Source organism: Hydrophilobacter chitinilyticus (genome assembly GCF_049860745.1).
GTDB lineage: Bacteria > Pseudomonadota > Gammaproteobacteria > Burkholderiales > Burkholderiaceae_C > Rhodoferax_B.
In genome coordinates this window covers 1,466,969-1,481,069 of sequence record NZ_CP187561.1, presented here as the reverse complement: position 1 = coordinate 1,481,069, position 14,101 = coordinate 1,466,969, and the positions used below count along the sequence as shown (strand labels likewise).

The 14,101-nt window shown below is 62.5% G+C and carries 10 protein-coding genes; 8 read left to right on the top strand and 2 right to left on the bottom strand.

What is annotated here, in order from left to right:
- Positions 1 to 106: 106 nt before the first annotated feature.
- On the top strand, positions 107 to 547 hold the full coding sequence (locus tag ACPWMG_RS06690; protein WP_483303875.1) for a ComEA family DNA-binding protein: 441 nt from the start codon (positions 107 to 109) through the stop codon (positions 545 to 547).
- A gap of 88 nt (positions 548 to 635) precedes the next feature.
- Here ACPWMG_RS06690 and ACPWMG_RS06685 read toward each other — a convergent pair whose 3' ends face one another.
- Entirely contained in the window at positions 636 to 4,286 is a 3,651-nt protein-coding gene (locus tag ACPWMG_RS06685; protein ID WP_483303874.1) for a hydantoinase B/oxoprolinase family protein, read from the bottom strand.
- A 348-nt stretch (positions 4,287 to 4,634) separates the two neighbouring features.
- Between ACPWMG_RS06685 and ACPWMG_RS06680 the strand changes: the two genes are divergently transcribed.
- The 5 genes from ACPWMG_RS06680 (at position 4,635) to ACPWMG_RS06660 (ending at position 11,766) form a co-directional block, all read left to right on the top strand.
- The gene (locus tag ACPWMG_RS06680) at positions 4,635 to 6,494 is read left to right on the top strand and encodes an ABC transporter ATP-binding protein (protein WP_483303873.1); all 1,860 of its coding nucleotides are present in this window, start codon (positions 4,635 to 4,637) and stop codon (positions 6,492 to 6,494) included.
- A 79-nt stretch (positions 6,495 to 6,573) separates the two neighbouring features.
- Positions 6,574 to 8,100 (top strand): ABC transporter substrate-binding protein, encoded by a 1,527-nt coding sequence (locus ACPWMG_RS06675; RefSeq protein WP_483303872.1) that lies wholly within the window; start codon positions 6,574 to 6,576, stop codon positions 8,098 to 8,100.
- Positions 8,101 to 8,136: 36 nt separating this feature from the next.
- On the top strand, positions 8,137 to 9,060 hold the full coding sequence (locus tag ACPWMG_RS06670) for an ABC transporter permease (protein WP_483303871.1): 924 nt from the start codon (positions 8,137 to 8,139) through the stop codon (positions 9,058 to 9,060).
- Positions 9,061 to 9,076: 16 nt separating this feature from the next.
- Positions 9,077 to 9,973 (top strand): ABC transporter permease, encoded by an 897-nt coding sequence (locus ACPWMG_RS06665; protein ID WP_483303870.1) that lies wholly within the window; start codon positions 9,077 to 9,079, stop codon positions 9,971 to 9,973.
- A complete protein-coding gene (locus tag ACPWMG_RS06660) occupies positions 9,973 to 11,766 on the top strand; it encodes a M14 family metallopeptidase (RefSeq protein ID WP_483303869.1) in 1,794 nt (597 codons plus the stop codon). Before ACPWMG_RS06665 ends, ACPWMG_RS06660 begins: the two co-directional genes overlap by 1 nt.
- A 50-nt stretch (positions 11,767 to 11,816) precedes the next feature.
- Here the strand turns inward: ACPWMG_RS06660 and ACPWMG_RS06655 are convergent, their stop codons facing one another.
- Positions 11,817 to 12,392, bottom strand: coding sequence for a winged helix DNA-binding protein (locus tag ACPWMG_RS06655; protein ID WP_483303868.1), 576 nt, complete (start codon positions 12,390 to 12,392; stop codon positions 11,817 to 11,819).
- Positions 12,393 to 12,570: 178 nt separating this feature from the next.
- On the opposite strand from ACPWMG_RS06655, the gene ACPWMG_RS06650 reads away from it, so the two are divergent.
- Positions 12,571 to 13,554 (top strand): TRAP transporter substrate-binding protein, encoded by a 984-nt coding sequence (locus tag ACPWMG_RS06650; RefSeq protein WP_483303867.1) that lies wholly within the window; start codon positions 12,571 to 12,573, stop codon positions 13,552 to 13,554.
- A gap of 9 nt (positions 13,555 to 13,563) precedes the next feature.
- Complete coding sequence (locus tag ACPWMG_RS06645) at positions 13,564 to 14,097, top strand: TRAP transporter small permease (RefSeq protein WP_483303866.1); 534 nt, start codon at positions 13,564 to 13,566, stop codon at positions 14,095 to 14,097.
- The last annotated feature ends 4 nt before the right edge of the window (positions 14,098 to 14,101 follow it).

Genomic DNA, 14,101 nt, shown 5'->3' with positions numbered 1-14,101 from the left:
AAAGACTTGCATACACTCTGTACGCGTCAACCATCTTTGATGAGCCCGCGTTAACAGCACACCAACTGACATCTCGTCGGACGGATGCCAACTTCTGGAGTTACTTATGCTGAAAAAGATTCTGGCTCTTGTAGCCATGTTGTATGCCGCAGCCAGCTTCGCTGCCGTGGACGTGAACAAGGCCAGCGCCGCCGACCTGGACGGCATCAAGGGCATCGGCCCCGCAACCTCCACCAACATTCTGGACGAGCGCAAGAAGGGTAACTTCAAGAGCTGGGACGACTTCATTGAACGTACCAAGGGCATCGGCGAAGCGAATGCAAAGAAGTTTTCCGATGAAGGTTTGACGGTCAACGGCAGCAAGTTCAAGGGCGCCGCACCAGCAAAAGCTGACGCAAAAGCCGACGCCAAGAAGGACACCAAGACCGCCACTGCACCTGCTGCGCCTGCCGCCCCCGCTGCTCCAGCCAAAGCTGAAGCCGCCAAACCCGCCACGATGGCGGCCCCGGCCACACCAGCGCCAGCCGCCAGCGCAGCCAAGAAGTAAGCTCAGCCGCAATAACTGCAACAGCAGCGCCCAAAACAAAACCCGCCTCGGCGGGTTTTGTCTTTTCTAACGCTAAGCTTGTCTGAGCTTACTTACGCTTGGCAGGCTCACCATAACCGCCGCCACCCGGCGTGTGAACTTCAAAAATATCACCCGGCTGCATCTCGGCCTGCCCAATGTGCGCCAACTCTTCCACGCGCCCATCGGCCCGCACCACACGGTTGATGCCCACGGCACCCGCCGCACCACCAGCCAAGCCAAACGCGCCGCGCAGGCGGGCGTTCGACAAGATGCTGGCCGTCATCGGCTCCAGGAAGCGCACGCGGCGGATGCCGCCGTTGCCGCCCGTCCACTCGCCTTTGCCACCCGAATCCTTGCGGATGGCATAGCTCTCCAACCGCACCGGGTAGCGGAACTCCAGCACCTCGGGGTCGGTCATGCGCGAATTGGTCATGTGCGTTTGCACCACACTCGTGCCATTGAACCCGCCCACCACATGGCCCTGCGCGTCGAACACCGGGCCCGCGCCGCTGCCACCGGAAATGGTTTCGTAATACTGGTACTTCGCGCTGCCAAAGGTGAAGTTGTTCACCGTGCACTGGCTGGCCGCCATCACACCCAAGGCGCCCAGCAGCGCGTTGGTGATGCAAGTCGACGTTTCCACGTTGCCTGCCACCACCGAAGCCGGCGGTGCGGGGTTGAGCATGGAGCCTTCGGGAATGATCACGCGCAACGGCTTCAGGCAACCCGCGTTCAGCGGAATGTTGTCGTTCACCAGCGTGCGGAACACATACAACACCGCAGCCATACACACGGCGGTGGGCGCGTTGAAGTTGTTGGTTTGCTGCGCTGAGGTGCCGGTGAAATCAATCTCGGCGCTGCGGTTGGCCGCGTCGACACGAATGGCCACCTGGATCTGCGCGCCGTTGTCCAGCGGCAGCGTGAAGTTGCCGTCTTTCAGCAGCGTGATCGCGCGGCGCACCGACTCTTCGGCGTTGTCCTGCACGTGGTTCATGTAGGCGCGCACGACATCCAGGCCAAACTGGTCGACCATCTTGCGCAGCTCTTGCACGCCCTTTTCGTTGGCGGCGATCTGCGCCTTCAAGTCGGCCAGGTTTTGCTGCGGGTTGCGGCTGGGGTATTCGCCGCTTTCCAGCAGGGCGATGATTTCTGCCTCGCGCAACACACCTTCGGCCACCAGCTTGAAGTTGTTGATCTGCACACCCTCTTCTTCAATGCGCGTGGAGAACGGGGGCATGGAGCCGGGGGTAATGCCGCCAATGTCGGCCTGGTGGCCACGCGCGCCGACGTAGAACATCGGCTCTTCGCCAGGCGCCGTGCCCAAGTAAACCGGCGTGATCACCGTCACGTCTGGCAAGTGGGTGCCGCCGTGGTAGGGGTCGTTGAGCGCAAACACGTCGCCGGGGCGCATGTTGCCCACGTTGTCGCGGATCACCGTCTTGATGCTCTCGCCCATCGAGCCCAAGTGCACCGGCATGTGCGGTGCGTTGGCAATGAGATTGCCCTCGGCGTCGAACAAGGCGCAGCTGAAGTCCAGGCGCTCCTTGATGTTCACCGAGTAAGCGGTGTTCTGCAGTTGCAGGCCCATCTGCTCGGCAATGTTCATGAACAGGTTGTTGAACACTTCCAGCAGCACCGGGTCGGCCGTGGTGCCCAGCGCGTAGGTTACCTTGCGCGGGACACGACGCTCCAACACCAGGTGATCCAGCTCGGTGAGCTTGGCTTGCCACTCGGGTTCCACAATGGTGGTGGCGTTCTTCTCGGCGACGATGGCCGGGCCAACGATTCTGTCGCCAGGGCGCAGGTCCTCACGCACCACCAAGGCGGCGTCGTGCCAGGCACCGCCGGAGTACATGCGCACCGTGTCGCGGCGCGGCACTTCGCGCTCGGGGTGCACCGTATGCGTGGCTTCGGCCGATGCATCACCGGCAACGACTGCTTCGACCGACACCGCTTCCACCACCAAACCCTTGCCATGCATAAGGTAGGCGAAGCGTTGACGGTAGGCGGCCTCAAAGCCGGCCGTAATGTTGGCAACGTCGGCATCATTTGCAAAAGGCACGACCAGCGCCGAGTCGCTGCCGTCGTAGCGCACGTGTACACGGCGATGCAGCGTGATGTCGCCCGAGTTGATTTCCTGGCGCAGCAGTTCGCCCTTGGCGGTATCAGCCAGCGCATCCAGACGCGCCACCACTTGTGGCAGCGCGTCAGCGGTCAGCTTCAACTCCACTGCTTGTTCGCGGATCACGTTCTGGTCGGCCAGGCCCATGCCGTAGGCGCTCAACACCCCGGCCAAGGGGTGCACAAACACCCGCGTCATGCCCAGGGCATCGGCCACCAAACAGGCGTGCTGGCCACCGGCGCCGCCGAAGCATTGCAGGGTGTAGCGTGTGACGTCGTAGCCTCGTGCGACCGAGATTTTCTTGATGGCGTTGGCCATCTGCTGCACGGCAATCTCGATAAAACCTTCGGCCACTTCTTCAGGCTTGCGGCCGACACGCTCGGCCAACTCGGCGAATTTGCCACGCACCACGTCTGCGTCGAGCGCCTCGTTGGCCTGCGTGCCAAACACCTTGGGGAAGTAAGCCGGCTGCACCTTGCCGACCATCACGTTCGCATCGGTCACGGCCAAGGGGCCGCCCCGGCGGTAGCTGGCCGGGCCGGGGTTGGCGCCTGCGCTCTCGGGGCCGACGCGGAAACGCGCGCCGTCAAACGCCAGGATGGAGCCACCGCCCGCCGCCACGGTATGAATGCTCATCATCGGTGCGCGCATGCGCACACCGGCCACCTGGGTTTCAAACTCGCGCTCGAACTCACCCTTGAGGCCACCACGGAAGTGGCTCACGTCGGTGGACGTGCCGCCCATGTCAAAGCCAATCACGTCGTCAAACCCTGCCAGGCCTGCGGTGCGGGCCATGCCCACAATGCCGCCAGCGGGGCCGCTCAAAATCGCATCTTTGCCCTGGAAGGCATGGGCATCGGTCAGCCCGCCGCTGGACTGCATGAAGAACACCTTCACGCCCGGCATTTGCGAGGCCACCTGGTCGACATAACGACGCAGGATGGGCGACAAATAAGCATCGACTACGGTGGTGTCGCCACGGCTGACGAACTTCATCATCGGGCTGGTTTCATGCGAGGTACTGACCTGCGTGAAGCCCACTTCGCGCGCCACACGGGCGGCGGTGCGTTCGTGTTCGGTGAAGCGGTAGCCGTGCATGAACACAATCGCCACGCTGCGCAGGCCGGCGTCATACGCGGCCCACAGGTGTTCGCGCAGGTGCGCTTCGTCCAGCGCCGCCACCACTTCGCCTTGGGCGCCCACACGCTCTTCGGCTTCGATCACGCGGCTGTACAGCAGCTCGGGCAAGACGATGTGGCGGTCAAACAGGCGCGGGCGATTTTGGTAGGCGATGCGCAGGCCGTCGCGAAAACCTTTGGTGGTGACCAGCAGTGTGGGTTCGCCCTTGCGCTCGAGCAACGCGTTGGTGGCCACGGTAGTCCCCATCTTGACGCACTCCACCAGGTCGGGAGTAATGGGCGCATCGGCGGCCAGGCCCAGCAGATGGCGGATACCGGCCACGGCCGCGTCGCGGTACTGCTCGGGGTTTTCAGACAACAGCTTGTGCGTGACCTGCCAGCCGTCGGGGCGGCGCCCCACGATATCGGTGAATGTGCCGCCGCGGTCAATCCAGAATTGCCAAAGTTTCTTTGCCATGGTCACCCTCCTTGGTGGGCCGATTGAATGGGGTCGTATCCGCTGAAATGGGCCGGGTTGGAACCATTCTTGCAGGCGGCACTAAGACGCGCCGCAGATTGCAGCAGCACCGGGAAAAGCCGTATGCCGCTCCGCAATAAACGTGCCGCGATTGTAGATAAGTAAACTACAATTCGTCGACAATTTGTTTACATAAATAAATTACCGAATCGTCCTTGGGGGCTGATGCCACGCGACAAAGGTCGCCGCAAAGGCCAACTGCCGAGCCACGGTGCGGCCCATGGGGGCAGCCGGTCTCGGCCGCAATTTCGCCTCGTTCGCCAGCCGGCACTTTCGATCGTTCGCTCCATGACCCCAAACGCCACGCCCAGCACCTCTCCGCTTTTGTCTGTGCGGTCTCTGAGCGTGGAGTTCGCGGTGCCGGGCGGCACGTTCCGCGCGGTCAACAACCTGAGCTTTGATGTGCACCCGGGCCGCACGCTGGCCGTGGTGGGTGAATCGGGCTCGGGCAAGTCGGTTACCTCGCAAGCCATCATGCGCTTGACCGACTACGCCAACGGCCGCGTGGCCAGCGGCGAGATTACGTTCCAGTCGCCCAGCCGTGGCCGCATCGACTTGGTGCAGGCAGACGACGACACCATGCGCACGGTGCGCGGCAACGAGATCGCAATGATCTTCCAGGAGCCGATGACCTCGCTCAACCCGGTGTTCACCATTGGCAACCAGATCGCCGAGCCGCTGATGCTGCACCAGGGCCTGAGCCCCAACGCCGCACGCGCCCAAGCGCTGAAGCTGCTGGAAAAAGTGCGCCTGCCCGACGCCGCACGCCTGCTCGACGCCTACCCGCATTCACTCTCAGGCGGCATGCGCCAGCGCGCCATGATCGCCATGGCATTGGCCTGCCAGCCCGCCTTGCTGATCGCCGACGAGCCCACCACCGCACTCGACGTGACCATTCAGGCGCAGATCCTGAACATCATCCGCGAACTGCAGCGCGACCTGAACACCGCCGTGCTGTTCATCACCCACGACATGGGCGTGGTGGCGCAAATGGCCGACGACGTGGCCGTGATGTGGCGCGGCCAACTGGTGGAGCAAGGCCCGGTAGGGCAAATCTTCAACGCACCACAACATCCCTACACCCGCGCCCTGCTTTCGGCCGTGCCCAAGCTCGGCAGCCTGCGCGGCCAGCCTTTGCCCAAGCGCACGCCGCTGGTGGTGCTGGAAGACGGCCAACCCAAAGAGGTGGGCGTAGAGCAAGTGCAAGACACCGTGACGCCCGGCGCGCCGCTGCTCACGGTTGACAAGCTCACCACCCGCTTCGACGTAGGCCACAATTTTTTTGGCCGTGTCACCCACCGTGTGCATGCGGTCGAATCGGTGAGCTTTGACATCTACCCCGGCGAGACCTTGGCGCTGGTGGGCGAATCGGGCAGTGGTAAATCGACCATCGGCAAAACGCTGATGCAACTGGTGAAGGGCAATGGCGGCAGCGTGCACCTGAACGGCCACGACATCAGCACCATGGACGCCGCCGCGCAGCGCCGCCTGCGCCAGGACGTGCAGTACATCTTTCAAGACCCCTACGCCTCGCTCGACCCACGCAAGCCGGTGTCGTTCAGCATTGCCGAGCCGATCTTGACGCACCGCCTGCTGAGCGAGCCACGCGCCATTCGCCAGCGTGTGCAAGAGCTGCTGGAATGTGTGGGCCTGCGCCCCGAGCATGCCGACCGCTACCCGCACGAATTCTCTGGCGGCCAGCGTCAACGCGTGTGTATTGCGCGCGCCCTGGCCTGCAATCCCAAGCTGGTGATTGCCGATGAATCAGTCTCGGCACTCGACGTGTCGATCCAGGCGCAGATCATCGACCTGCTGATGGCGCTGCAAGCCGAGCGCAAGCTGTCGTACCTGTTCATCACCCACGACATGGCCGTGGTCGAGAAGATTAGCCACCGTGTGGCCATCATGTACCTCGGGCAGATTGTCGAGATTGGCCCGCGCCAAAGCATTTTTGAAAACCCGCAACACCCCTACACCCGCAAGCTGCTGGCCGCCGTGCCCGTGGCCGAGCCCGGCCGCTTGATCGATGCGCGTTTGATCGAAGGCGAGATTCCCAGCGCGGTGCGCCGCGTGGGCCAGGAGCCACGCGCGCACACCTTGCGCGAAGTGTCGCCCGGTCACCAAGTGGCGTTGGTCGAAGCTGCTTGAATCCGCCCCAACCTGTTTTCCGTTCCCCCGTTCCCCGATTTCTTTCCCAAGTTTGACGTCCCCACCCCAGGAGCATTCCATGAAGCTGAAGAAACTCATTGCCACGTCCAGTCTGGTCCTCACCAGTTTGGCAGCCAGTCTTGGCGCCCCTTCGGCCCAAGCCGCCGGCACCCTCACCGTGGCGCTGCACCAGGATCCGGGCAACTGGGACCCGATCGCCACCTTCCTGGTCGCCTGGGGCGCCGTGGGCAGCCAAGTGTTTGACGGCTTGGTGATCCGCACGCCCGACATGAAGATCGTGCCCGGCCTGGCCACCAAGTGGGAGTTTCTCGACAAGAACACCAAGCTGCGCTTCACGCTGCGCCAGGGCGTCAAGTTCCACAACGGCGAGCCGTTCGACGCCGAAGCCGTGAAGTTCACCTTCGACCGTCTGCTGGGTGAAGAAGGCAAAAAGGGCCCGCAGCAATCGAACTACAACGCGATCGACAAGGTGGTGGTGGTCAACGCCAACACCGTAGACCTGATCTTGAAGAGCCCCGACCCGGTGCTGCTCACCAAGCTCAGCGGCTACGGCGCCATGATCGTGCCACCCAAGTACATCAAGGAAAAAGGTAGCCAGTACTTCGGCATGAACCCCGTGGGCACCGGCCCCTTCAAGTTCAGCGAATACAAGCCCAAGGTCAGCCTGAGCTTTGAGCGCAATGCCGACTACTGGGGCGGCGCGCCCAAGGTCGACAACCTGGTCTACCGCTTCATCACCGAGCCCGCCACCCAAGCCGCCGAGCTGCAAGCCGGCCGCGTGGACGTGGCCAACCAGATCCCGCTGTCGATGATCGACACGCTGAAGAAAGACAGCAAGCTGTCGGTGGTGAGCATGGACGGCCCGGTGTCGTTGGCGCTGCGCTACAACACGCAGCGCGGCATCATGAAAGACCGTGAAGTGCGCAAGGCCCTGACCATGGCCGTGGACCGCGACACCATCATCAAGTCGATTCTGCTGGGCCACGCCAAGCCTATCGCCAGCTTCCAAGGCGAGTTGTCCTTTGGCTACGACCCCACGCTGAGGCCCCTGCCTTACAACCCCACACAAGCCAAAGCCATGCTGCAAAAAGCGGGTGTGAAGCCGGGCACGCAAATCCAGCTCGACTTCCGTGGCCCCGACAGCAACTTCCGCGAAGTGTCGCAAGCCGTGGCCGGTTACCTGGGTGCGGTGGGCATCACCGTATCGCTCAAGCCGTATGAAACCAACGTGCTGTTGAACGACATCATCCCGAGCGGCAAGACCGGCGAGATGTGGCAAAACCAATGGGGCGGCTGGACGTTCGACTACGACAACACCGCCTACTCGATGTACTACACCAAGCAGCGCTGGAACCCGTTTGACGACGACGCCAAGCTCAACGCCCTGCTGCACACCCAGCGCAACTCGTGGGACCAGGCCGCGCGCAAGGTCACGCTGCAAGAGATTGGCCGCTACGTCGCCGACCAGGCACTGGAAATGCCGCTCTACAGCCTGAACACCGTGTACGGCCTGAACAAGCGCGCCAAGAACCTGGCCCTGCCCGCCGACGGCCGCTTCCGCTTCACTGAAGCCACGGTCGAGTAAGCAGCCTAACTACCAGCCCCAGACTAGCCACAAGCCATGAGTTCTTTTTTGTTGAAACGGCTGCTGCAGGCGATCTTCGTCGTGTTGGCCGTCACCTTGTTCGTGTCTTATGCCGTGCGTTTGTCCGGTGACCCCGCACTCATGCTCAGCCAGGGCGCGGGCAGCGTGACCGAAGAAGACCTGGCCAACATCCGTACCGGCCTGGGGCTGGACCGGCCTTTCCTGGTGCAGTACGGCGACTTCTTATGGGGCGCGGTGCGCGGAGACTTCGGCAACAGCTTCATGGGCGGCACGCCGGTGTCGCGCTTGCTGCTCGATGCCGCACCGGCCACGCTGGCACTGGCGCTGGTGTCGCTGCTGCTGTCGGTGCTGGTGTCGATTCCGCTGGGCATTCAAGCGGCGGTGCACAAGGGCAAAGGGGTGGACCAGTTCATCCGCATCACCTCGTTGGTGGGCTTGTCGTTCCCCAACTTCTGGCTCGCCATCATGCTGGTGCTGCTGCTGTCCATCACCTTTCCGCTGCTGCCGCCTTCGGGCTGGGACGGCCCGGCCAGCCTGGTGATGCCGGCGCTGACCATGGGCATCATCTTGTCGGCCACCAACGTGCGGCTGGTGCGCACCGCCATGCTGGAAACCTTGTCGGCGCAATACATCATGGTGGCGCGCAGCAAGGGTTTGAAAGAGCGTGTGGTGCTCTACAAACACGCGCTGCGCAACTGCGCCATTCCGCTCATCACCTACATCGGGCTGCAGTTTGGCAACCTGATCGGTGGCATTGTGGTGGTGGAGAAAGTCTTCAACTGGCCCGGCCTGGGCACGCTGGCGTTTGATGCCATCTCCGGCCGCGACTACCCCGTGCTGCAGGGCACCGTCACGCTGTTGTCGGTGCTCATCGTCTGCGCTAACCTGTTGGTGGACATTGCCTACGGCTTGGTCGACCCACGCATCCGCAGCAAATAAAAATAGGCCAGCACCCATGTCCAACGCTCCTACTGCAACCCCCACCTCGGTGCCCGCTAGCGCCTCCACTGCTGTGAAACCCAGCCGCCACGGCAGCCCCTGGCGCTCCCTTGAATTTGTGCTCGGCGCCGGCCTCACCGGCAGCATGTTGCTGCTGGTGCTGTTCTCGGTGTGGATCTTCCCCGACCGAGGTGCCGCCATGGACTTGGGCGCACGCCTGACCGCGCCATTCGCCGCATGGTCGCACCCACTGGGTGCCGACCCATTGGGCCGCGACGTGTTGGCACGTGTACTGGTCGGCGGCCGCATCTCGCTGATGGTCGGCTTCTTGTCCACGCTGGGCGCGTCCATCGTCGGCATCGCCATCGGCCTGATCGCTGGCTACTACCGCGGCTTCTGGGACATGCTGCTGATGCGCTGCGTGGACGTGCAGCTCGCCCTGCCCTTCATTCTGATTGCGCTGACCTTCATCACCATCTTGGGTGGCGGCCTCACCAACATCATCCTTTTCATGATCATCTCGCAGTGGGTGCAGTTTGCGCGCCTGGTGCGCGGCATGGTGCTGTCGGTGCGCGAGCGTGAGTTTGTGCAGGCGGCGCGTTCGTTTGGGGTGCGCGACTTGGCCATGCTGCGCCACCACATCCTGCCGAATGTGATCGGCCCGGTCATCATCTTGATGACACTCAACGTGGCCAACAACATCTTGCTGGAAAGCAGCCTGACCTTTCTGGGCCTGGGCGTGGATCCGCTCATCCCCAGCTGGGGCGGCATGCTGGCCGATGGCCGCACCTACATGCAAAACGCCTGGTGGGTGAGTGTGTTTCCCGGTGTGGCCATCATGCTCACCGTGCTCGGCCTGAACCTGCTCGGCGACTGGCTGCGCGACCGCCTCGACCCCACCGGAAAACTGTGATGACCTCGAACATGGCTTTGACCTCCAACGTCCTGATCGACAAAACCCTGCCCCGCACGCTCGATGCCTGGGTGGCCCAATTCAGCCAACCGGCCTGGCATGGCGCAAGTGTTGAAGGCTGGCTGTTTGAAGGCGCTGAAGCGCGCCGTGCAGCCGAACAGACCTTGGCCGCAGCCGGCGTCAAAGCCCGGCTGCGCAGCGCCTACAAACCGCTGCTGCACTTCTTTCTGGAAGAGGTGGACCTGAGCCAAGTCGCCTCGGCACACGTGCGTTACCCCGTGCACAGCGCCGCCACGGCGCAACGCTTCTGGCTCGAAGCCTACCCGCTCGCGGCCTTGCTGCCGCCCGGTACATTGCATTGCGTGGCCGGCGGCGAAGCGCTGGTCTACCAGGTGACGTTGAGCCTGAAGGACGGCAGCACGCAACAACACGATGTGTTCGCCCCCAACCAATTGCAGCTCGACCCGCTGGGGCACAAGGTGCTGTCGCCCATCGGCTGGTTGCGCGCGGTGCCTGCAACGGGTGGTGCAGCAGAAGCGCTCGATGAGGCGTACCGCACCGACGTAGAACAACTCTTCGCCCATGTGCTGCGCACCGTGCAGCAACACCCGTGGCCACAGACCGAGCCGTATTTTGAGCGGCTCGACATTCGCGTTGACCTGCCCGGTTTTGAGTGCGTGGTGCCCCGCACGTTAGAAAATATCAGCACCTTGGAGGCCTTGCACGAAGACCTCTACTTCTCGCTGCTGGAAATCTTTCAACACCACTCCGGCCGCCCCACCGGCGACCGCCGTTTGCAGCCCGGCCAGATCGTGCCCGATGTGCGCTTTGGCGCACCGCGTGTCTGCATCACGCTGAACAGCTTCAACAGCGCAGCGCAAGACGCCTGCGCGCCTGAGGACACCACCGAGGGCGTGGCATTGGATGCGCTGGGCATGGCCCCGCCACCCGCGCGCATCACGCAAGAGATGGCACAACTTGGCGGCCAGCGCTTCAGCGCCACTTCGCGCCAAGGGCGTGTGGTGCAAGGCACCTACCTGGCTGGCAGCCAGGCGCCAGTGCTGATCAGCGGCGGGCAACATGCGAACGAAACCTCGGGCATCGTCGGCGTGTTGCGCGCGGCGCAGGTGCTGCACCAGCAACCCGGCGCCCACTTCGCGTTGATTGGCCTGGAGAATCCCGACGGCTACGCCATGCACCGCGAACTGTGCGCGCAGCACCGCGAACACATGCACCACGCGGCGCGCTACAGCGCCTTGGGCGACGACATCGAGTACCGTGAAACGGCACCGCTGTTTGAACGCGAGGCGCGTGAACAAGGCCTCGCCCTCTCTGGCGCCAAATTGCACCTCAACTTGCACGGCTACCCGGCGCACGAATGGACGCGGCCCTGGTCGGGCTACATCCCGCGTGGCTTCGATTTGTGGACCATTCCCAAAGGCTTTTTCCTGATCTTGCGCTACCACACGGGCTGGCAAGCACAGGCGCAAGCGCTGCTGGAACAGGTGTGTGCGGCGCTACGCGAAGTGCCGGGCCTGGTCGATTTCAACGCGCAGCAAATGGCGCTGTACGCCGAGCACGCCGGCCCCATGCCGTTCCCGGTGTTGGATGGCACGGCTTACACCATCAGCGAAGTCAACCGCCCCGGCGCGCCGGTGACCTTGATCACCGAGTTCCCTGACGAGACGGTGTACGGCGACGCCTTTCGTTTTGCGCACACCGTGCAAATGGCCACCGTGCTGGCGGCCACCAAGGCTTGGCAAGGCATTGCGCCTCCCGTAGTTAAACTATAAAAATAGTAGCTGTTTGAGCATACCCACTATCCGCAGGCAGCCTCTTTTTCTCAAAGAGAAGCCGCCGCCCGCGCGGCTTGGTCGTACATGCCCGACAACACGCGCAGCAGCCGCGCCAGCTCGCCGATGTCGCGGTTCAGCGCGTCATCGGCCTGCAGCGCATCGATCAAACAACTCTCGCGGATTTCGCGGTAACGCTGCACATAAGCCTTGCCACTGTCGGTGGCGGCGTAGGTGACTTCCTTGCCGTTTTTCTGCGACGCCACCACGCCCAGCGACAAGAGCTTTTTCAGTGCGTAGTTCACCAAATGGGTGTCTTCCACGTTCATGATGAAGCAGATGTCGGCCAGGCGTTTGTCGCGTGCGCGGTGCGTCACGTGGTGCAGCACCACCACGTCGAGCGGCGTCAAATCCTTCAAGCCCGCAGCGGCCATGCAGTGCACCACCCAGCGGTGAAAGGCGTTGCTGGCGACGATCAGGCCAAACTCAAACTCGCTCATCTCGGCGCTTTGGTCTGACACCAAGTGGGCCGAAGACACGATGGGAGGGTTCTCGCCCTTGGCGCGTGGGGTGGACTTAGAGGCCAATTCGGAGTTCTCCTGTGGAGTCTGGCACGGGATGTGCATGCCGATTTATTGTAGACATGCAGGAGGTGATTTGTTGATAGTTTGTCGACATTGAGGATAAGCCCTTAGCGGGTTTTGCACCAAAACAGATACATTGATCCTCCGCTCTCGGGCCAATTTTTGCGAACTATTTTCGCCATCGATTCCACGATTTTCCAACCACTTTTGGAGCACCTTGATGAAGCGTCGTCTCTTCTCTGCCACGGCCCTGGGCCTGGTCACGGTTTTTGGACTCTCGGCCACCTCGGCCATGGCGCAAACCAAGTGGGATCTGCCCACCGCCTACCCCGCCACCAACTACCACACCGAGAACATCACCCAGTTCGCCAAAGATGTGGATGCGGCCACGGGCGGCAAGGTCAAGATCACGGTGCACGCCAACGCGTCGCTGTTCAAGGCACCTGAAATCAAGCGCGCCGTGCAAAGCGGCCAAGCGCAAGCCGGCGAAATTCTGTTGGCCAACTTCGCCAACGAAAACCCGATCTACGCCCTGGACGGCGTGCCCTTCCTGGCCACCACCTACCCGCAAGCCAAGAAGCTGTATGAAGCCTCGAAGCCGACGATGGAAAAGATGCTGGCCGCACAAGGCATCAAGATTTTGTTCATGGTGCCATGGGCACCACAAGGCATTTACTCCAAGAAAGAAATCAGCTCGGTGGCCGATCTGCGTGGCATCAAGTGGCGCGCGTACAGCCCCGCCACGGCCAAGATTGCAGAACTGATTGGCGCCCAACCGGTGCAAATCCAGCAGGCTGAATTGAGCGCCGCCATGGCCACGGGTGTGATCGAAAGTTATATGAGCTCGGGCTCCACCGGCTACGACACAAAAACGTTTGAAAGCCTGAAGAACTTCTACGACACCCAAGCCTGGATTCCCAAGAACGCCATCCTCGTCAACGCCAAGTCTTTCGACGCTTTGGATGCCCCCACCAAGGCCGCCGTGTTGAAGGCCGCTGCTGATGCCGAAGTGCGTGGCTGGAAAGTTGCTGAAGAAAAGAACGACGAATACAAACGCCTGTTGACCGAGCGCGGCATGAAGATCCACAAGCCATCGGCCAAGCTGGACGCGGACATGCGCCAAGTCGGCGGCATCATGCAAGCCGACTGGCTGAAGGCTGCGGGCCCAGACGGCGCCGCCATCGTTGACGCCTACAAGAAATAACCGCTCGATATGCGCCGCTTTCTAGATGGCCTCTACAACGGGGCCGGGGCGCTTGGCGCCCTTTGTGTGTTCCTGATCTTCGTGCTGATGATCTTGGCTGGCGTGGGCCGGCAGATGAACTGGCATGTGAGCGGGCTCAACGACGTGGTGGCCTGGCTTTGCGCCGCCGCCGCTTTCTTCGCCATGGCACACGCGTTTCGCCACGGCGACTTTGTGCGCGTGACGCTGCTGCTCGACACTGTGAGCCCCAAGGTGCGCCGCGTGCTGGACGTGATCTGCCTGCTGATCGCCTCCGTCTCGGTGGCCTACCTCACCTACGCCGCCACCAGCTTCACCTGGGAGAGCTACGAGTTCGCCGAGATGGCCACTGGCCTGGTGGTCATCCCGATCTGGATTCCGCAATCCACCTTTGTCATCGGCTGCTGGCTGTTGCTGATCGCCATGGTCGACGAACTGGTGGGCGTGGTGCGCGGTGAAAAACCAAGCTACCAGCGCGCCATTGAAGAGCGGCACGCGGCGGGCGATTTTTCATCTGACGTTTGAGCTT